Raw genomic sequence first — 18,702 nt, 5'->3', positions numbered from 1 at the left:
GTCAACTCCCCAGCGAGAGCAGGCCGGTGGCCAGGCACAGGGCGCTGCTGAGGCCGAGCAGCACCACCACGCCCCTGGGCAGCCCCTGCTTGACGAAGGAGTAGACGCCGCCGAGCAGGAAGAGCCCGGCGACGATCAGGACTGTCGAGGTTCCGTTCACCGCATGTCTCCGCTCACAGCGCGCCCTTGGTGGAGGGGATGTCCCGCTGCCTGGGGTCCGGCTCGCTCGCCGCGCGCAGCGCCCTGGCCAGGGCCTTGAACTGGCACTCCACGATGTGGTGCGCGTTGCGCCCGTAGGGCACGTGCACGTGGAGCGCGATCTGCGCCTGGGCCACGAAGGACTCCAGGATGTGCCGGGTCATCGTCGTGTCGTAGGAGCCGATCATCGGGGCCATGCCCTCCGGCTCGCGGTGCACGAGGTAGGGGCGCCCCGACAGGTCCACCGTCACCTGCGCGAGCGACTCGTCCAGCGGGACCGAGGCGTCGCCGAACCTGCTGATCCCCCGCTTGTCGCCCAGGGCCTGCCGGAAGGCGGCGCCGAGGGCGAGCGCGGTGTCCTCGATCGTGTGGTGGCTGTCGATGTGCAGGTCGCCCTCGGTCTTGACGCTGAGGTCGAACAGGCCGTGCCTGCCCAGCTGGTCCAGCATGTGGTCGAAGAAGCCGACCCCCGTCGACACGTCGACCCGGCCGGTGCCGTCGAGATCGATCTCGACGGTCACCGAGGTCTCCTTGGTGGTGCGTTCCACGCGGCCCACGCGGCTCATTCGCTGATCTCCTTCATGACGGCACGGACCGCGTCGAGGAAGGTGTCGTTCTCCTCCCGGGTCCCACAGGACACCCGCAGGCGGCCGGGCACGCCGTTGTCCCGTACCAGCACGCCGTGGTCGAGCAGGCGCCGCCAGACGTCCTTGGGGTCCTCGAAGCGCCCGAACTGCACGAAGTTCGCGTCGGACTCGGTGACCTCGCAGCCGATCTCCCGCAGCTCGGTGACCAGCCGGTCCCGCTCCGCCTTCAGCTCGTCCACGTACCCCAGCAGCGTATCGGCGAACTCCAGGGCGGCGTGCGCGGTGGCCTGGGTGACCGCGGACAGGTGGTAGGGCAGCCGCACCAGCAGGACGGCCTCGACGACGGCCGGGTCGGCGGCGAGGTAGCCGAGCCTGAGCCCGGCGGCGCCGAACGCCTTGGACATGGTCCTGGTGAGGACCAGCGTCGGGCGGCCCTCGATCAGCGGCAGCAGCGAGGGCCGGTGGCTGAACTCGGCGTACGCCTCGTCCACGACGACCAGGGCGCCGCGCTCCGGCCTGGCGGCCTGCGCCGCCTCGTACAGGGCGAGGACCGTCTCGGCCTCCACCGCGGTGCCCGTCGGGTTGTTGGGCGAGCAGACGAAGACCACCTCGGGCCGGTGCTCGTGGATGGCGGCGACCGCGGCCTCCCGGTCGATGCCGAAGTGCTCGTTGCGCGGCCCCGAGATCCAGCCGGTGCCGGTCCCCCGGGAGATCAGGCTGTGCATCGAGTACGAGGGGTCGAAGCCGATGGCGGTGCGGCCCGGGCCGCCGAACGCCTGGAGCAGCTGCTGGATGATCTCGTTGGAGCCGTTGGCCGCCCAGACCTGGTGCGGCCCCACCTGGTACCCGGTGGTCCTGGTCAGGTAGCCGGCCAGCTGGGTGCGCAGCACCACCGCATCCCGGTCCGGGTACCGGTTGAGGGTGCGGGCGGCGTCGGAGACCCGGTCGGCGATGAGCCTGACCAGGGCCTCGGGCACCGGGAAGGGGTTCTCGTTGGTGTTCAGCCTCACCGGGACGTCGAGCTGGGGCGCCCCGTAGGGGGACATGCCGCGCAGCTCGTCCCTGAGGGGCAGGTCGTCGATGCGGGTCACTTGCTCTGCGGAACCTTCCAGTCGTCCTTCTCCCCGGCCGCGCCCGCGGGCACGGCGGCGGGGGTGGCGGTGGCCTCGAAGCGGGCGCGCACCGCCGCGCCGTGGGCGGGCAGGTCCTCCGCCTCGGCGAGGGCGGTCACATGGTGGGCGACCTGGGCCAGGGCCTGGCGGTCGTAGTCCACGACGTGGATGCCGCGCAGGAAGGACTGCACGGACAGGCCCGAGGAGTGGCAGGCGCACCCGCCGGTGGGCAGGACGTGGTTGGAGCCGGCGCAGTAGTCGCCGAGCGAGACCGGGGCGTAGGGGCCGACGAAGACGGCGCCCGCGTTGCGCACCCGGGCGGCGACCCGGGCCGCGTCCTCGGTCATGATCTCCAGGTGCTCGGCGGCGTAGGCGTCGACGACGGCCAGCCCGTGCTCCAGGTCCCTGACCAGCACGGTCCCCGACTGCCGCCCGCCGAGGGCCTCGGCGATGCGCCCGTGGTGCCTGGCGGCGGGCACCCTGGCGCGCAGCTCGGCGTCCACCGCGTCGGCGAGCGCCACGGAGGGGGTGACCAGCACGGCGGCGGCCAGCACGTCGTGCTCGGCCTGGCTGATCAGGTCGGCGGCGACCAGCCCGGGTTCTGCGCTGTCGTCGGCGAGCACCGCGATCTCGGTGGGGCCCGCCTCCGCGTCGATGCCGACGCGGCCCTTGAGCAGCCGCTTGGCGGCGGCGACGTAGACGTTGCCCGGGCCGGTGACCAGGCTGACGGGCGCGCACTCCCCGGTGCCGTACGCGAACATGGCGATGGCCTGGGCGCCGCCGGCCGCGTGGACCTCCTCGACGCCGAGGAGGGCGCAGGCGGCCAGGATGGTGGGGTGCGGCAGGCCGGCGCCCCAGTCGTTGCCCGGCTCCCGCTGCGGGGGCGAGGCCACGGCGAGCGAGCCGACGCCGGCCTCCTGGGCCGGCACCACGTTCATCACCACGGAGGACGGGTAGACGGCCCGGCCGCCCGGCACGTACAGGCCGACCCGCTCCACCGGCACCCAGCGCTCGGTGACCGTGCCGCCGGGCACGACGCGCACCGTGGAGTCGGTGCGCCGCTGGTCGCGGTGGACGAGGCGGGCCCGCCTGATCGACTCCTCGAGTCCGGCCCTGACCGCCGGGTCCAGCTCCGCAAGGGCGCGCCGCAGCGCCTCGGCCGGGACCCTGGTGCGCTCGATGGCGACCTGCTCGAAGCGCTCGGCGTACTCGATCAGCGCCGCGGTGCCGTGATGCCGCACGTGCTCGCAGATGGGCCGCACCTTCTCCAGGGCGGCCTCGACGTCGAACTCGGCGCGGGGCAGCAGGTCGCGGTCGATCCCGCCCGGCACGGGCGGAGATTCGCGCAGATCGATTCGGTTCAGCACGGCTCCAGTCTCGCAGACCGCCCGTGGCGGCCGGTGACGCGTTTCACCATGCGGGCCGCGGGACCGGCCCACAGGCCCTGGCTCAGCCGATAGGCTGGCCGGTCGTGACGACGACGCGCCTGCCGCTCTTTCCGCTGAATACCGTGCTGTTCCCCGGTCTGGTGCTGCCGCTCACCGTCTTCGAGGCACGCTACCGGGCGCTGGTGCGCGACCTGCTGAAGCTGCCGGAGGACGGCCCGCGGCCCTTCGGCGTCGTCGCGATCAGGGACGGGCACGAGGTGGCGCCGAGCGCCGTCGGGCTGCCCGAGGCCGAGCGGCCCGAGGCGGAGGCCGGCGCGGGGTTCGCGGCGGACGACCCGATGCGTTCCTTCCACGGGGTGGGCTGCGTGGCCGACGCCTCGACGATCAGGCCGCGCTCGGCCCAGGAGGGCTACGAGGTGCTGGCGACCGGCACCACCAGGTTCCGGCTCCTGTCGGTGGACGCGGCGGGCCCCTACCTGACGGCCGAGGTGGAGCCGCTCGACGAGGTGGCCGGGGAGGGCGCGGGCGCGCTGGCCGCCGGGGTGCTGCGGGCGTTCCGCTCCTACCAGAAGGTGCTCGCGGGGGCCAACGAGCGGACCCTGGCGCCGGGCCAGGACCTGCCGGACGACCCCTCCGTGGTCTCCTACCTGGTGGCCGCGGCGACGATGCTGTGCGTGGCGGACAAGCAACGGCTGCTGGAGGCCCGGGACACCGCGAGCAGGCTCGCCGAGGAGCTGCGGATACTCCGGCAGGAGACCGCCGTGATCAGCCGCCTGCCCTCGGTGCCCGGCACCGACTTCACCACCAGCCCCACGAGCCTCAACTAGGCGTGTTCGTACGGCGCCGGGAGCGGCACGGGCCTGGGTGCCGGCCGGGGACCGGGGCCGGGAGCGCGGCCTCCGGCCGCTGGACTGGATTCGGCACACCGCCCGCCGTCCCGGCGCGGCGGCCCCGGCGCGCGGTCGGCCGGGCGGACGGTTGAGGGGACTCGATGGGCAGGAAGCAGGGCGGGGGCGGCACCCCGGCCACGGCGGCGGCGACCCGCGCGGGAGTGGCGTTCACGCTCCACTCGTACGCGCACGACCCGGCCGCCCCCTCGTACGGCGCCGAGGCGGCCGAGGCGCTGGGCGCCGAGCCGGGCCGGGTGTTCAAGACGCTGGTGGCCGAGGTGGACGGGGCCCTGGTGGTGGCCCTGGTGCCGGTGACGGCCTCGCTCGGGCTCAAGGCGCTGGCCGCGGCGGTGGGCGGCAAACGCGCCGCGATGGCCGATCCCGCCGCGGCGGAGCGGACCACGGGCTATGTGCGCGGGGGGATCTCCCCGCTGGGGCAGCGCAAGCGCCTGCCGACGGTCGTGGACGAGTCGGCTCTCGGCCACGGGTCGGTGTTCGTCTCCGCCGGCCGCCGCGGCCTGGAGATCGAACTCGCCCCCGCCGACCTGCTGGCCCTGACCGGCGCGGTCACCGCTCCCCTGGCCAGGCGGTAGCGCGGCGGGGCACCGGCGCGGCGCGAGGGGCGGTCAGCCGCGTTCCCCCGGCCCCTCGCCGTCCGGGGGACGCTCCTCGCCGCCCTCCCCGGGCCCGCCGTTTCCGCCGGGCCCGCCGTTCGCGCCGTCCTCCCGGGGCCCGCCGTTCGCGCCGTTCCCCTCGGACCAGCCCGGGTACTCCGGCGCGGGCGGGGCGGGCTCGCGCGGCCCCCAGCCCGCGGTGCACAGCAGGTGCGCGGCGAGGGCGCCGAAGGGCAGCCCGAGCAGCACCCCCCGGCCGCCGAGGTCGAGCGGCGCGTCGAAGACCACGTCCTCGCCGACCGCCCTGGCGTGCGCCCTGATGTCGCCGCTCGGGCCGAACCAGACCCCGAACCGCCAGGCGAGCAGCGCGCCGGCCAGCGCGCCCACCGCCAGGCCAAGGACGACGGCCACCGCCCCGCGCCGGCGCAGCAGGAAGACCAGGACGCCGGTCACCGCGCCGATGGCCAGGGCCAGCAGCAGGAACCAGCCGTCCGCGCCCACGGCCTGCTCGGCCTCCGGCTCGGCGAGCAGCACCGCCTCGCCGTTGGAGACCAGGGGGATGCGGGGCGCGCGCCACAGCCACAGCAGGCCGAGCGCCACGCCGGTGACCGCGGCCACGGGCACCGCCACGAGGAGGGCCTCGCGTATCTCCCGCCACCAGTGGATCCTGGCGCGTGGGCCGGGCCCGGCGGCCGGGGGCGCCGCCCAGGGGTCGTGCCGGCCTTCGCGGTCAGGGCGGTCTTCCGGTGCGGGCTCGGGTTCGGTCACCCGGCCATCCTGCCAGGTCCGGCCGCCTGTTCGGGCCCGGGGTACACCCGTGCGGTGCCCCGGTGCCCCGGGGTCCACGCGGCTCACCTGAGGGCGGCTCTGCGGTAGGCCCAGGTCGCCAGGCCGAGCGCGGCGGCGCCGACCGCCGCGCAGACCGCCAGGTCGGCGGTCACCGAGCCCCAGTCGGGGGCCGGGCCGAGCGCGGCGGCGAGCGCGTCCACCCCGTAGGAGGAGGGCAGCAGGTCGCGCAGCAGGCGCGCGGGCCCGGGGAGGTGCCCGGCCGGCAGCACCCCGAGCAGCAGGGCGGCCGACATACCGAGCTGGCCGCAGAGGGTGGCGAGTTCGGCGCGCGGCGCGAGCAGCCCCAGGGCGGCGCCGAGCCCGGCGAGCGCCGCCCCGGCCAGCGGCACCACGGCCGCCAGCACCCACAGGCCGCCCAGCGGCAGCTGGTAGAGGAGGCCGCCGGCCACGGCGGTGGCGAGCACGCCGGGGACGGTGAACGAGGCGTAGGCCGCAGCCGTGCCGAGCGCGACGGCCGCGGCGGGCACCGGCAGGGTCGCGTAGTGGTCGAGGCCGCCGGTGGCCCGGAGCTGGCCGAAGTACTGGGCGAGCAGGTTCAGGGCCACGAAGGCGACCACCAGCACCGCCGACCCGGCGACCACGGCCCGCGCCTCCTCCCCGTCGCCCCCGTCCACGACCCCGCGCATGAGGATCATGATCCCGACGGACTGGAAGGTGGCCACGAACAGCAGCGGTATCCGGGCGACCCGCGCGCGGGAGAGCTGGGCCAGGTACACGGTGCGCAGCGCGGGCCACGGGCGGGCGGCGGGCGCCAGCGGGGCGGGGTTCACGCCCTCACCAGCCCGTCTCCGCGGCCGCCGAGGGCGAGGTAGACGTCCTCCAGGCTCGGGGTGGCCAGCGTGAAGTCGTCGAGCGCGGCGAAGGCCGGGCCCTGGGTCACGGTGCTGACCAGGGCGCGGGCCAGGTCGGGCGGCAGGCGCAGCGTCCAGCGCCGCCCGGCGATGCTGGCGAGGCGGCGCGCGGCCTCGATGTCGGGGACGTCCCGCGGCGGCTCCCCGCGCCAGACGAGTTCGACCCGGACCTCGGAGCCGACGGTGGCCTTCAGCCCGCCCGGGGTGTCGCAGGCGATGACGCGGCCCGCGTCGAGCACGGCCACCCGGTCGAGCACGGTCTCGGCCTCGATGACGTTGTGGGTGACCAGCAGGACGGTGGTGCCCTCCTGGGCGCGGCGGCGGTCTATCGCCGCCCACACCGCGCGCCTGGCCACCGGGTCCATGCCGGTGGTGGGCTCGTCCAGCACGAGCACCTGGCGGCGGCCGGCGAGCGCGGCGGCGACGCAGGCCAGCCTGCGCTGGCCGCCGGAGAGCTTCTTCAGCGGACGCCCGGCGAGCGCGGTGAGGCCGAGCTCCTCCAGGACGGCGTCGCGTTCGCGGCGGGCGGCCGCGGTGTCCAGGCCCCGCAGCCGCGCGGTGGTCTCGGCGGCGAGGGCGACCGTCAGCTCGTCGAGCGCGGTCGACTCCTGGCCGAGGTAGGCCAGCAGCCGCGGGGCCCGCCGCGGGTGGCGCACGAGGTCGTGGCCGAGCAGCGTGATGCCGCCCGCGTCCGGCCGCAGCAGGCCGGTGAGCTGCCTGACCAGCGTCGACTTGCCGGCGCCGTTCGGCCCGAGCAGGCCGAAGATCTCGCCGCGGGCCACCTCCAGGCTGATCCCGTCGTTGGCCAGGACCGGGCGGGCCCCGGCCGCCGTGGCCCGGCCGCGGCGCCGGGGGGCGCGGCGTGCCGGGTAGGACTTGACCAGCCCGCGAACGCTGAGCGCGGCCTGGGCAGGCGCGCGCCGCGGCGCCGCGGTCGCAGGCTCGGCCCGCGCGATGGAAGAGGCCACGGCTCCCGAGCCTACGCGGCGCCCCCGCGCGCGAGGACACCGGGTCACGTACCCGACATGTCCCGGCGCGCGGGAACGCCGGGGGGCGCGCGGGGAGATGCCGGGAGGCGCGCACGCCGACGCGCGCGGCGCCGCGCAACCACTCCCGCGGAAATCCGGGAAGCCGCAAGGTGCCGCGGGGCGGGGGCCGCCGGGACCGGGGGCGGCCGGCGGAGCCCACGGAAGACCCAGGGAAAATACAGGCAAAACTGAGCAGTCGAACTGGACAGTCCAGCCTGCAAAAATCTACGGTGGGTCGCCGGTGGCGGAGGAGCCGAGCCGGGGCGCGGCCGCCGGGCCGGAAGAACCCCGCAGAACCCCGCAGAGCCCCGCAGAACCCGTCCGGCCCCGCCCCCGGAAGTCCCGGCAATCCGAGGAAGGCACGCACCCCCATGGCCCTCACCACGCTCGACCCCCGCACCGCCCTGGTCCTCATCGACCTGCAGAAGGGCATCGCCGCCGCCCCCACCGTCCCCCACTCCGGCTCCGAGGTGGTGGCCAGGGCCGTGGAACTGGCCGGCGCCTTCCGCGCGCACGGCCTGCCGGTGGTCCTGGTGCGGGTCAGCTTCGCCGCCGACGGCTCGGACGCGCTGCCGGGGCGCACGGAGGCGGCGGGCGCCGCCGGGGCCAGGCCCGAGGGCTGGGACACCCTCGTGGAGGAACTGGCGGGCCACGCCGGGGACATCCTGGTGACCAAGCACAACTGGGGCGCCTTCCACGGCACCGACCTGGACGTGCAGCTGCGGCGCCGCGGCGTCACCCAGGTCGTCCTCGGCGGCATCGCCACCAGCATCGGCGTCGAGTCCACCGCGCGGGCCGCCTACGCCCACGGCTACCACGTCACGCTGGCCACCGACGCGATGGCCGACATGAACGCCGAGGCGCACCACAACAGCCTGGACCGGATCTTCCCCCGCCTCGGCGAGAGCGGCGGCACCGCGGAGATCCTCGACCTGCTCGCCCGCACCCGGCCCTGAGCCCGGCACGGGCCCGCCCAGCACGGGCCCGCCCGGCACGCCGGGCGCGGGCACCCGCGCCCGGGGAGCCGCGCGCCACGGCCGGGGCGGAAGTCCGCCCGGGCGGCGAGCGGGTGGCCGGGCCGCTGGGGAAACGATCCGTCAGGAGGCCCGGTCCTCGCCCGTCCGCCCGTCCACCTCGCGCCAGAAGCCCGCGCGGATCGCGTAGCGATCCCGCTCGTCGATCTGGTCGTCCTTGTGCGCCAGCAGCCCGAACCTGGCGGCGTAGCGCAGGAGTTCACCGTCGATGCGGTGCGGGATGCGGGGGTACTCGGCGGAGAGCTGCCGCAGGAGCCCCTGGTCGGTGAGCCGTTCCGCCCAGCGCCTGGCGAAGACCTGGCCGACCTCGAACGGGTCCCCGCCGACGGCCGTGATGTCCTCCTCCCGGTCCGCCCAGCGCTGCTCGGCCGTGGTCAGCTGCGAGAGCATCGGCAGCGCCGCGGCCTCGGTGGACTCCTCGGGCCCGCGGTCGACCCAGCCCCGGTCGGAGGACCAGCGCAGGGTGGCGGTGGCGGGCGCCGCGGGCGCGGCCGAGGCCACCTGACGCCCCAGGGAGGCCAGGTCCTTGGGGGTGGGCACGCCCTTGACCGCGGGGGCGCCGTTGCGCTCGGCGGCGCAGCCGGCGTCGGCGGGGGCCGCGCCGTTCTTGGCGGCCACGGCCCGCGCTCGCGGGCCGGGCTCGGCGGCGGCCGGCGCCTCGGGCAGCGGGGCGGAGAGGATCGCGGCGATCTCGGGCCGGGTGACGGCGGGCGGGGCACCGGCGGCCGGGGCGTCGTTGACCCGCACGGCGCGGGTGATCCACGCCCGGTCGAGGACCCGGCGCTCGTCCGCCTCGGCGACCAGGTCCTCGGACTGGTTGTAGTCGCCGTCGGCGGCCTGCACCGCCCACAGGTGCACCGCGACGCCGTGCTCCTTGGCCGACATCAGGCCGGGCAGCAGGTCGCCGTCGCCGGTGACCAGCACGATGTCGGCGCAGGCGCGGTTGCGGGCGAGTTCGGTGAGTTCGGCGTGCATCGCGGCGTCCACGCCCTTCTGCGCCCAGCGCCCGTCGCTCCGCGTCAGCGCGCCGAGCCTGACGGTGACCCTCGGCATGACGCGCAACCTGCGGTGCTCGGGCTGCGGCACGCGGTCGGGGGCGCCGTCGAACCAGTAGATCCGCAGCAGATGACGGCCGGTGTCGGCCTCGGCCCGCTGGCGCAGGGCCTGGATGAGGGCCGCGTGATCGACGGTGATGCGCGGCCGGGACGGCTCCCCGGCCAGCAGGCTGGCGGCGGCGCCCAGCAGATACCCGGCGTCCACCAGGACGACGCACCGGTCCACGTTGCACCCTCTTTCCTCAGGCGTTCCTCAGCCTTCCCCCCGAGCCTTTCCCTGAGTCTGCCCGACCGGACGCCCGTTATCTGCGCCAACTCGATCTTCGGCGTGGCGAATCCACCGCACGTCGCGCCCGGAATGCGAACTATGTTGCCCCGTGCGAATCTGGTCGCGGTCCCGTCCTTCCGCGGAACGCGGACGTCGAGGAGGCGATCATGGCGAAGAACAAGAACCAGAACCGGCAGCAGCGGCCCGCGCCCCCGCCCGAGGAACCGCGCGCGGACGCCCCGGCGGAACAGCCGAAGAACCGCAACAAACGCGAACGGCGCTTCGGCCACAACTAGGCCGCGCCGTTCGGATCTTCGCGGGGCCCGGGCCGCCGGAGGCGGCAGCCGGCGGCGTTGCCGGATCGCGCGAGTACGGCCGCGTGCGAGCCGCGATCCGGCAACCGGCCGTTCGCCACGGCGGCGCGGGCCCGGCGCGGCGGTCCCGAGGCGAGCCGTCACCGGCGGAAAGAAAGAGGGGCACCCCACGCGGGGTGCCCCTCTTTCGCGTCGGCGGGCGGGCCCGGCCGGCTCAGTAACCGAACGCGTGCCGCTCGTGGGCCGCCGCGAAATAGCGCGCGTCGGACACCTGGGACGACACGGAATACGTGGGCACCGCACCGAGATGCACGATGTCGTATGCCTCGTGCACGCAGCGCAAGCGATCCTCGAAAGCGGTTCCCGGGAAATACTCCAGCAAGGCGTGCACGGCTTCCTGCCGGGAGACGTGCGCCTCGCGAAGCAAGAACGCAGCTTTCTCTACCATCCGGGCATCCACGGCAACCCACCTTTCATGCGGCGATTTGCTCGATACCGAAGGTAGACCTCGGAATGCCCCATTCGGGTAAAGCGCTCGCCATTATCCCGCCAAGCAGGAGGGCCCCAGAAGCGCCTTGAGATCGCCGAAGAGCGCGGGATCGGCCTGCACCCGGTGGCGGTCCAGCCTCAGCACCCTGGTGGTCCTGGCGTCCTGGAGTTTCACCCGGACCTCCGTCGGCCCGCGGTGCTGCCCGAGCACCTCGCCGAGGCGCTCGACGAGCGGCGGCGTCACCCGGACCGAGGGAATGGTGATGGTCACCGGGGCGTCGGCCGCGGCCTCGGACAGGTCGGGCACCTGGAGTTCCATGGCGACCAGCCGCGGCACGTCCTCCCGCTTGTCCAGGCGGCCCTTGACGAAGACCACCGCGTCCTCCACGAGCTGGGTGGAGACCAGCTGGTAGGTGGCGGGGAAGAACATGCAGTCGAGGGAGCCGCCGAGGTCCTCCACGGTCGCGATCGCCCAGGGATTCCCCTGCTTGGTCATCTTGCGCTGGAGGCCGGAGATGATGCCGCCGATGGTGACCGTGGCCCCGTCGGGGTATTCCCCGCCGTTGAGCGCGGAGATGGCCGCGTCCGCCTTCTCGTCCAGCACGTGCTCGATGCCGAAGAGGGGGTGATCGGAAACGTAGAGCCCGAGCATCTCCCGCTCCTGCGCGAGCAGGTAGGACTTCTCCCACTCCTCCTCGGAGAACTCGACGTCCATGCCGAATCCGGGGCCGTCCTCCGCGTTGTCGTCCCCCATGCCGCCGAAGAGGTCGAACTGCCCCTCGGCCTCCTTGCGCTTGACCTGGACGACATTGTCGATCATCGTCTCGAAATGGGCGGTGAGGCCCTTGCGGGTGTGCTTCAGGGTGTCGAAGGCGCCGGCCTTGATCAGTGATTCCACGGTCCGCTTGTTGCAGACCACGGCCTCGACCTTGTCCAGGAAGTCGGGGAAAGAGGTGTACGTGCCCTTGGCCTTTCTGGTGGCCACGATCGAATCCACGACGTTCTGCCCGACGTTGCGGACCGCGGTGAGCCCGAAGACGATGACGTCGTCGCCGCGCGGCGTGAAGAACGCCTGCGACTCGTTGACGTCCGGCGGCAGCACTCTGATGCCCATGCGGCGGCACTCGTTGAGATAGACGGCCGACTTGTCCTTGTCGTCCCGCACCGAGGTGAGCAGCGCCGCCATGTACTCGGCCGGGTAATTGGCCTTGAGATAGGCCGTCCAGTAGGTGACGAGTCCGTACGCCGAGGAGTGGGCCTTGTTGAAGGCGTATCCGGAGAACGGGACCAGCACGTCCCACACGGCCTGGATCGCCTCGTCCGAATAGCCGTTGTCCCGCATGCCCTTCTGGAAGGGGACGAACTCCTTCTCCAGGATCTCCTTCTTCTTCTTGCCCATGGCCCGGCGGAGCAGGTCCGCCTGTCCGAGCGAGTACCCGGCGAGCACCTGGGCGGCCTTCTGCACCTGCTCCTGGTAGACGATCAGGCCGTAGGTGATGTCGAGGATCTCCTTCAGCGGCTCCTCGAGCTCCGGGTGGATCGGGATGATCTCCTGCTGGCCGTTCTTGCGCAGGGCGTAGTTGATGTGCGAGTTCATGCCCATCGGGCCCGGCCGGTACAGGGCGCCGACGGCGGAGATGTCCTCGAATCCGTCGGGCTTCATCATCCGCAGCAGCGACCGCATCGGCCCGCCGTCGAACTGGAAGACGCCCAGCGTGTCGCCGCGGCCGAGGAGTTCGAAGGTCTTCGGGTCGTCAAGCGGCAGTTCGAGGAGCTTCACCTCGATGTTCTTGTTCTGCTTGATGAGCTTGACGGCGTCGTCCATGATCGTCAGGTTGCGCAGCCCGAGGAAGTCCATCTTCAGCAGGCCGAGCGACTCGCAGGTGGGGTAGTCCCACTGCGTGACGATGACGCCGTCGTTCTTCGGGGCGAACAGCGGCACGTGGTCCACGAGCCGCTCGCTGGACATGATCACGCCCGCCGCGTGCATGCCCATCTGCCGGACCAGGCCCTCCAGGCCGCGGGCGGTGTCGATGACCTTCCTGACGTCCGGCTCGTTCTCGTACATCCCCCGGACCTCGGCCGCCTCGCTGTAGCGGGGGTGGTCCTTGTCGGTGATGCCGGAGAGCGGGATGCCCTTGCCCAGCACGTCGGCGGGCATCGCCTTGGTGATCCGGTCGCCCATCGCGTACGGGTAGCCCAGGACGCGGGAGGCGTCCTTGATCGCGGCCTTGGCCTTGATGGTGCCGTAGGTGCCGATCATCGACACCTTGTCCGCGCCGTACTTCTCCGTGACGTACCTGATGACCTCGCCGCGCCTGCGCTCGTCGAAGTCGATGTCGACGTCCGGCATCGAGATGCGCTCGGGGTTCAGGAACCGCTCGAAGATCAGGCCGTGGTCGAGCGGATCGAGGTCGGTGATGCCCAGCGCGTAGGAGACGATCGAGCCGGCCGCGGAGCCGCGGCCCGGGCCGACCGCGATGCCCTGGGACTTGGCCCACATGATGAAGTCGGCGACCACGAGGAAGTAGCCGGGGAAGCCCATCTGGACGATGACGTCCATCTCGTACTCGACCTGCCGCTGCCGGTCCTCGGGCACCCCGCCCGGGTAGCGGCGGGCCATGCCGCGGGCCACCTCCTCGCGGAACCAGGTGACCTCCGTGTACCCCTCGGGCACGTCGAACCGCGGCATCAGGTCGCGCGGCTGGAACCAGCCCTCGATGTCGACCTGCTCGGCCACCAGGCGGGTGTTGGCGCAGCCCTGCTGCCAGGCGTCCGAGGAGTCGATCGCGTACATCTCCTCGGGCGACTTCAGGTAGTAGCCGGTGCCGTCGAAGCGGAAGCGGTCGGGGTCGGAGAGGTTCTTGCCGGTCTGCACGCACAGCAGCGCGTCGTGCGCCCCGGCCTCCTCGGCGTGCGTGTAGTGGCTGTCGTTGGTGACCAGCGGGGGGATGCCGAGTTTGCGGCCGATCTCCAGGAGCCCTTCCCTGACCTTGGTCTCGATCTCCAGGCCGTGGTCCATCAGCTCCAGGAAGTAACGCTCCCTGCCGAAGATGTCCTGGTACTCCCCCGCCGCCTTCAGCGCCTGGTCGAACTGGCCGAGCCGCAGCCTGGTCTGCACCTCGCCCGAGGGGCAGCCGGTGGAGGCGATGAGGCCCTCGGAGTACTGGGAGAGCGTCTCCTTGTCCATCCTGGGCCACTTGACGAAGTAGCCCTCGGTGTAGGCGTCCGAGGACAGCCGGAAGAGGTTGTGCAGGCCGGTCTTGTTCGCCGCCCAGATGGTCTTGTGCGTGTAGCCGCCGGAGCCGGAGACGTCGTCCTTCTTCTGGTGCGGCTGGCCCCACTGCACCCGTCGCTTGTGCCGCCGCGACTCGGGCGCCACGTAGGCCTCGATGCCGATGATCGGCGTCACGTCGGCCGCCCGCGCCTGCTGGAAGAAGTCGTAGGCGCCGTGCAGGTTCCCGTGGTCGGTGATCGCGATGTGGGACATGCCCATGTCCTGGCACGCCTTGAACATGTCCTTCAGCCGTGCCGCACCGTCAAGAAGCGAATACTGAGTGTGAACATGCAGGTGTGTGAAGGGCTTGCTCACTCCACGGGCCTTCCGCAGCGGGGTCGGGGTCAGGCTCAGCACCCTACCCCCACTCCGCGCCGCGCCCCCCGCCAGGACCGACGGCCGCGACGAGCCGTCCGCTCGGCGTTTTCCCAGGTCACGGCCGGTGTGGCGGACAACGCCCAAGGTCAGCGCGGTGGCCGGAGAGCCCCCGCCCCAGGTCCCCGTCCCGCCCCGCCCCCGCGGCTTCCCCCGCCCGCCTTGCCCCCTTCCCCGCCCGCCGCCCGGCCTCGTCTCCCCTTTCCGCGTCTCGTCCCGGCCCTGTCCCACACTTTCCGCCTTACGCGCCTTATGCGCCTTACGCGCCTGCCGCCTTCCCCCTTTTCCCGCCTTCCTTCGCTTCCCCGGCATTTCTCGCCTTCCCCGGCTTCCCCGGCTTCCCCGGCCTCCCCCGACTTCCCTCGCCTTTCCCGACGTACGGGACCCGACGATCGCACGTCCATACCGTGCTTTTATCTCCGCGTGGCACACTCGGCAGCGATGGGCATATCGACTTCGGGGACCACGGGACCCATGGGGGCCTTCGCGGTACGGCTCGCGCGCGCCGGCGTTTTCGCCGCGCTGTGCGTCACGCTGTCCGCGGGCGCTCACGTGCTGCTGTCCGGCACCCCCGTGCCGCTGCCCGCCGTCGCCCTGGTGCTCGGCTCCGTCTTCCTGCTCGCGCTGGGCCTGGCCGGCCGCCACGAGCGCGGCTACTGGGCCATCGCCGGCCTGCTGCTGCCCCTCCAGCTCGGCGCCGACACCGTCTTCACCACCGGCCAGGACGCCTGTTACGGCCCCGGCGGCGGCCCGGTCACCGGCCCGCTGCGGCTGCTCGGCGTCGATCTCGTCTGCGGCGGCGGCGACTTCGCCACCCCGCTGGCGCGGCTGGCCACCGAGGGCCAGTCCGCCCTCGCCGTCCACGGCCCTGCCCAGGCCAGCCCCTGGCTGCTGCTCGCCGTCCACCTGGCGGTGGGCCTGGCCGCCGCCGCCTGGCTGCGCGGCGGCGAGGCCGCGCTCGCGCGGCTGCTGCGCACCGCGGGCGCCGTCGCCCTCGGGCCGCTGCTGCGCGCCCTGGGCGCCGCCCGCACCCTCCGGCGCCCGGCCCCGGCGCCCACGCCGCGCCCCGGGCGCCGCGAACCCTCCTTCGCGCTCCTCCTGCTGCCGCACTCCGTGCCGCGGCGCGGTCCTCCGCCGGTGCCCGCGCTCGCCCACTGAGCGCCCCGCCCACGGCAGCACCGCGGCCCAGGCCGCGCCCACCCTCGCGGCCCAGGCCGCGCCCCCAGGACACGGAGACCCAAGACCATGAGCAAGCGCAACTCCTCCCAGGCGAAGATGGCCGCCCGCGAGAGGCTGCGGGCCGAGCGCGCCCGCGAGGAACGCAGGAACAGGCTCCGCCGGCAGTTCCTCGTCGGCGGCAGCGCCGTCCTCGTCCTCGCCGTCGCGGCCGGCGTCGGCGTCCTCATCGCCAACCAGGACGACGGCAAGGACAACACCGACTGGAGCGCCATCCGCGACCAAGTGGACAGCGGCGGGGAGGGCGAGTTCCCGGCCACCGCACCGGCCAACACCACCGGCGACGACCACCTCACGGTCCGCATCGGCGAGGAGGACGCCCCCAACACCCTCACCCTGTTCGAGGACCCGCGCTGCCCGGCCTGCGCGGCCTTCGAGCAGGCCTCGGGCGAGGCGGTGCAGCAGGGCGTCGCGGACGGCACCTACAACGTCGAGTACGTCTTCGGCACCTTCCTCGACGGCAACCTGGGCGGCACCGGCTCCAAGAACGCGCTGAACGCCCTCGGCGCCGCGCTCGACGTCAGCCCCGAGGCGTTCGTCGCCTACCACGACGCGCTGTACTCGGCGAAGTACCACCCGGACGAGCAGAACGACGACTTCGCCGACGACCAGACCCTGATCGACATCGCCCAGTCCGTGCCCGAGCTCAAGAACAACCAGGAGTTCAACGACGCGGTCACCGACAGCACCTTCGCGGTCTGGGCCCTGCAGATGTCGGACAAGTTCGACGCCGATCCCGACGTGACGGGCACCCCGACGCTGAAGTTCAACGGCGAGGTCGTGGACACCCCGCAGACCGCGGACGACTTCCAGGCGATGGTCCAGGAGCACGCCCAGGCCGAGTGACCCGGCGGGCGGGCCGGGCGCCCCGGCGGCCGTGCGGCGGCCGGGACCCCGGCGCCCGCCGCGTCCGTTCCCGGCCGCCCGGGCCCCGCCCGGGGCCGGCCGCCCCGGGCGGGCCCTGCCCGCATCGCCGCTCCCGCCGGCTTCGCCGGGATCAGCCGGTGCCGCCGGGCCGCCGGGCCGCCGGGAATCAGTCCAGCTCCGCCAGGAAGCCGAGCGCCGCCTCCCAGGTGCGGCGGGCCGCCTCGGCGTCGTGGTCGGGCAGCTCCGGGTCGGTGTAGAGGTGCCCGGCGCCCGGGTACCTGAAGACCTCCACGTCCGCGCCCGCCCGCCGCATCCGCAGGTACCAGGCGGTCAGCCAGTCGTGGGTCTCGAACGGGTCGGGGTCCGCCACGTGCAGCTGCACCGGCAGGCCGGGGGCCGTGGCGTCGTCCTCGAGGTCCGCGGTGCCGTGCAGCAACAGCAGCCCCCTGGCGCGCTCGTCGCCGAGGGCGATGCGCTGCGCCAGCGAGCCGCCCAGCGAGAAGCCGGCGTACACCAGCCCCGCGTCGGCGCGTTCCGCGGCGGCCGCGATCGCCCGGCGCAGCAGCTCGTCGCGGCCGATCTCGTCGCGGATCGCGAGGCCCTCCTCCACCGAGTCGGCGGTGCGTCCCCCGTACAGGTCCGGCAGCAGCACCCGGTGTCCCGCGGACCGCAGCAGGTCGGCCGCCGCCCGCACGGCGGGCCTGAGGCCGTAGGCGGAGTGGAGAAGCATGACGTCGGTCACAGTCGGGGGTCACCTTCCGTACCGCGGGAACCCGCGTCCCGCCCGGCCCATCCTGCCAGCGCGCCCGTCTTGCCCCGCCCATCCCCCCCTCGCCCCGCGCCCTACGGGCCCCACGCGGAAGCGGGGCGTCCGGTTAGCCTGGCCTGACGAGGTCCGCGAGGACCAAAGGCCGGTCGGGAAGGCCCGCGCGGGGCGGAAGCCGCCAGGGAGGAGCTGAGCGCACCATGGAACACGTGCTGCGTCCGCTGCTGGTGATCGGCGGCACGCTCGTGCTCACCGTGCTCATCGGCTGGCTGATCGACCGGGCGCTGTGCGCCGCGGACCGGCGGCGCCCCGACACCCGGGTGTGGGCCCTGCTGCGGCGCTGCCAGCTGCCGCTCCAGCTGCTGCTCGCCGCCTCCGCGGTGCGGATCGCCTACGCGGTGTTCGACCTGGAGCTGCGGCGCGGCGACGTCTTCCGGAGCCTGCTGGCCACCGTCGCCATCGCCGCGGCGGTCTGGCTGACCATCAGGGCCGCCGGGGCGGTCGCCGAGAACCAGCTGACCGAGTACGAGCGCCGCACCCAGGATCTCGCCCGGGTACGGCAGTTCAGGACCCAGCTGACGATGCTGCGCCGGGTGGTCACCACCGTGCTCGCCATCGTGGCCACGGCCGTCACCATCCTGCTGCTCTTCCCCGACCTGAGGGCGCTCGGCGCCTCCATGCTGGCCTCCGCCGGCGTCATCGGCATCATCGCCGGTGTCGCCGCCCAGTCGATGCTCGGCAACCTCTTCGCGGGCCTGCAGATCGCCTTCGGCGACTCGGTCAAGATCGGCGACACGATAGTGGTGGACGGCGAGTGGGGCACCGTGGAGGAACTCTCCCTCGCCTTCCTCACCGTCCGCGCCTGGGATGACCGCCGGCTGACGATGCCGGTGTCGTACTTCAACAGCAAGCCGTACGAGAACTGGTCGCGCGGCGGCCACCAGATCACCGGCACCGTCTTCCTCCACCTCGACCACGCGACCCCGGTCGGCGCGCTGCGCGAGCACCTGCGGGAGTTCCTGCTCGGCCGCGAGGACTGGGACGGCCGGAGCTGGAACCTGGTGGTCACCGACACCACCCCCACCACGATCGAGCTGCGCGCCGCCATGTCCTGCCGGAACGCCGACGACGCCTGGTCGCTGCGCTGCGCGGTGCGCGAGGAGCTGATCGCCTGGCTGCGCGACCACCACCCCTACGCCCTGCCCCGCGTCGCCACCTCCCCCGCCGCCGTGCTCCCCCGCCAGGACCCCGCGGACCACCGGGACCGCGCCGAGCACGGGGAGCGCCGGGAGCACGGGGAGTACCGGGAGCACCGGGACCCCGGGGACCGGCCCCAGGCCCCGGCGCGCCAGGGTCCCCCGCCGCACCAGAGGCACCAGCCCTACGCGCCCCACCAGAGCCACCAGCCCGCCCACAGCAACGGCGCCGCCCGCCACCCCGGCGACCCGGGCGAGGCCGCCGGCCCCGGCGAGAGCAGCGGCCACCGGCCCTGAGCCCGCCCCCG

Annotated in this window: 18 protein-coding genes; 7 read left to right on the top strand and 11 right to left on the bottom strand. The window is 73.9% G+C overall.

The features are described from left to right. Position 1: 1 nt before the first annotated feature. From D7294_RS32235 to hisD, 4 genes are read right to left on the bottom strand one after another with little or no spacing between them, the layout of a single operon-like run. Complete coding sequence (locus D7294_RS32235) at positions 2–160, bottom strand: hypothetical protein (RefSeq protein ID WP_174248336.1); 159 nt, start codon at positions 158–160, stop codon at positions 2–4. 13 nt (positions 161–173) lie between these two features. Next, positions 174–764 (bottom strand): imidazoleglycerol-phosphate dehydratase HisB, encoded by a 591-nt coding sequence (gene hisB, locus D7294_RS12870; protein ID WP_120678966.1) that lies wholly within the window; start codon positions 762–764, stop codon positions 174–176. Further along, on the bottom strand, positions 761–1,876 hold the full coding sequence (locus D7294_RS12865) for a histidinol-phosphate transaminase (RefSeq protein WP_120678964.1): 1,116 nt from the start codon (positions 1,874–1,876) through the stop codon (positions 761–763). Before D7294_RS12865 ends, hisB begins: the two co-directional genes overlap by 4 nt. After that, positions 1,873–3,264, bottom strand: coding sequence for a histidinol dehydrogenase (gene hisD, locus D7294_RS12860; protein ID WP_120678962.1), 1,392 nt, complete (start codon positions 3,262–3,264; stop codon positions 1,873–1,875). Before hisD ends, D7294_RS12865 begins: the two co-directional genes overlap by 4 nt. Before the next feature lie 104 nt (positions 3,265–3,368). On the opposite strand from hisD, the gene D7294_RS12855 reads away from it, so the two are divergent. After that, on the top strand, positions 3,369–4,112 hold the full coding sequence (locus D7294_RS12855; RefSeq protein ID WP_120678960.1) for an LON peptidase substrate-binding domain-containing protein: 744 nt from the start codon (positions 3,369–3,371) through the stop codon (positions 4,110–4,112). A 164-nt stretch (positions 4,113–4,276) separates the two neighbouring features. Continuing rightward, on the top strand, positions 4,277–4,768 hold the full coding sequence (ybaK, locus tag D7294_RS12850) for a Cys-tRNA(Pro) deacylase (protein ID WP_120678958.1): 492 nt from the start codon (positions 4,277–4,279) through the stop codon (positions 4,766–4,768). A 33-nt stretch (positions 4,769–4,801) separates the two neighbouring features. Here the strand turns inward: ybaK and D7294_RS12845 are convergent, their stop codons facing one another. The 3 genes from D7294_RS12845 to D7294_RS32465 all read right to left on the bottom strand — a co-directional run bounded on the left by D7294_RS12845 (position 4,802) and on the right by D7294_RS32465 (position 7,457). Further along, entirely contained in the window at positions 4,802–5,557 is a 756-nt protein-coding gene (locus D7294_RS12845) for an ABC transporter permease (protein WP_194117747.1), read from the bottom strand. 83 nt (positions 5,558–5,640) lie between these two features. Next, positions 5,641–6,408 carry an ABC transporter permease gene (locus tag D7294_RS12840; RefSeq protein WP_194117746.1) on the bottom strand — a complete coding sequence of 256 codons (768 nt, stop codon included), beginning with the start codon at positions 6,406–6,408 and terminating at the stop codon, positions 5,641–5,643. After that, complete coding sequence (locus D7294_RS32465; RefSeq protein ID WP_147450825.1) at positions 6,405–7,457, bottom strand: ABC transporter ATP-binding protein; 1,053 nt, start codon at positions 7,455–7,457, stop codon at positions 6,405–6,407. The genes D7294_RS12840 and D7294_RS32465 overlap by 4 nt, the downstream gene beginning before the upstream one ends. 431 nt (positions 7,458–7,888) lie before the next feature. Between D7294_RS32465 and D7294_RS12830 the strand changes: the two genes are divergently transcribed. After that, the gene (locus D7294_RS12830) at positions 7,889–8,473 is read left to right on the top strand and encodes a hydrolase (RefSeq protein WP_120678954.1); all 585 of its coding nucleotides are present in this window, start codon (positions 7,889–7,891) and stop codon (positions 8,471–8,473) included. Between the two features lie 141 nt (positions 8,474–8,614). On the opposite strand, the gene D7294_RS12825 is transcribed toward D7294_RS12830, so the two are convergent. Next, positions 8,615–9,832, bottom strand: coding sequence for an NYN domain-containing protein (locus tag D7294_RS12825; RefSeq protein ID WP_120678952.1), 1,218 nt, complete (start codon positions 9,830–9,832; stop codon positions 8,615–8,617). Positions 9,833–10,041: 209 nt separating this feature from the next. Here D7294_RS12825 and D7294_RS33710 point away from each other — a divergent pair, with 209 nt between their 5' ends. Beyond that, positions 10,042–10,170 carry a hypothetical protein gene (locus D7294_RS33710; RefSeq protein WP_277751084.1) on the top strand — a complete coding sequence of 43 codons (129 nt, stop codon included), beginning with the start codon at positions 10,042–10,044 and terminating at the stop codon, positions 10,168–10,170. Between the two features lie 232 nt (positions 10,171–10,402). Here the strand turns inward: D7294_RS33710 and D7294_RS12820 are convergent, their stop codons facing one another. Together D7294_RS12820 and dnaE are read right to left on the bottom strand one after the other, a co-directional pair. Further along, positions 10,403–10,648, bottom strand: a complete 246-nt coding sequence (locus tag D7294_RS12820; RefSeq protein WP_120678950.1) for a hypothetical protein — start codon at positions 10,646–10,648, stop codon at positions 10,403–10,405. Positions 10,649–10,729: 81 nt separating this feature from the next. Further along, positions 10,730–14,269, bottom strand: a complete 3,540-nt coding sequence (dnaE, locus tag D7294_RS12815; RefSeq protein WP_120678948.1) for a DNA polymerase III subunit alpha — start codon at positions 14,267–14,269, stop codon at positions 10,730–10,732. 501 nt (positions 14,270–14,770) lie between these two features. On the opposite strand from dnaE, the gene D7294_RS12810 reads away from it, so the two are divergent. Both D7294_RS12810 and D7294_RS12805 read left to right on the top strand, forming a co-directional pair. Continuing rightward, complete coding sequence (locus D7294_RS12810; protein ID WP_241562317.1) at positions 14,771–15,487, top strand: hypothetical protein; 717 nt, start codon at positions 14,771–14,773, stop codon at positions 15,485–15,487. Between the two features lie 87 nt (positions 15,488–15,574). Next, complete coding sequence (locus D7294_RS12805) at positions 15,575–16,411, top strand: DsbA family protein (RefSeq protein WP_120678944.1); 837 nt, start codon at positions 15,575–15,577, stop codon at positions 16,409–16,411. Positions 16,412–16,598: 187 nt separating this feature from the next. Here the strand turns inward: D7294_RS12805 and D7294_RS12800 are convergent, their stop codons facing one another. Further along, on the bottom strand, positions 16,599–17,162 hold the full coding sequence (locus D7294_RS12800) for a dienelactone hydrolase family protein (protein WP_120679323.1): 564 nt from the start codon (positions 17,160–17,162) through the stop codon (positions 16,599–16,601). A 236-nt stretch (positions 17,163–17,398) separates the two neighbouring features. Between D7294_RS12800 and D7294_RS12795 the strand changes: the two genes are divergently transcribed. Next, on the top strand, positions 17,399–18,691 hold the full coding sequence (locus D7294_RS12795; RefSeq protein ID WP_194117745.1) for a mechanosensitive ion channel family protein: 1,293 nt from the start codon (positions 17,399–17,401) through the stop codon (positions 18,689–18,691). Positions 18,692–18,702: the final 11 nt, after the last annotated feature.

This window comes from Streptomyces hoynatensis (assembly GCF_003626535.1).
Classification (GTDB): Bacteria; Actinomycetota; Actinomycetes; order Streptomycetales; family Streptomycetaceae; genus Streptomyces; species Streptomyces hoynatensis.
Note: the sequence above shows the minus strand (reverse complement) of the source record. Positions and strands in the feature narration are given on the sequence as shown.

Excerpts from the sequence above, each read along its gene's own strand:
- hisB (WP_120678966.1), bottom strand. The coding sequence starts at position 764 with ATGAGCCGCGTGGGCCGCGTGGAACGCACCACCAAGGAGACCTCGGTG.
- ybaK (WP_120678958.1), top strand. The coding sequence starts at position 4,277 with ATGGGCAGGAAGCAGGGCGGGGGCGGCACCCCGGCCACGGCGGCGGCG.
- D7294_RS12830 (WP_120678954.1), top strand. The coding sequence starts at position 7,889 with ATGGCCCTCACCACGCTCGACCCCCGCACCGCCCTGGTCCTCATCGAC.
- D7294_RS33710 (WP_277751084.1), top strand. The coding sequence starts at position 10,042 with ATGGCGAAGAACAAGAACCAGAACCGGCAGCAGCGGCCCGCGCCCCCG.
- D7294_RS12810 (WP_241562317.1), top strand. The coding sequence starts at position 14,771 with ATGGGCATATCGACTTCGGGGACCACGGGACCCATGGGGGCCTTCGCG.
- D7294_RS12805 (WP_120678944.1), top strand. The coding sequence starts at position 15,575 with ATGAGCAAGCGCAACTCCTCCCAGGCGAAGATGGCCGCCCGCGAGAGG.
- D7294_RS12800 (WP_120679323.1), bottom strand. The coding sequence starts at position 17,162 with ATGCTTCTCCACTCCGCCTACGGCCTCAGGCCCGCCGTGCGGGCGGCG.
- D7294_RS12795 (WP_194117745.1), top strand. The coding sequence starts at position 17,399 with ATGGAACACGTGCTGCGTCCGCTGCTGGTGATCGGCGGCACGCTCGTG.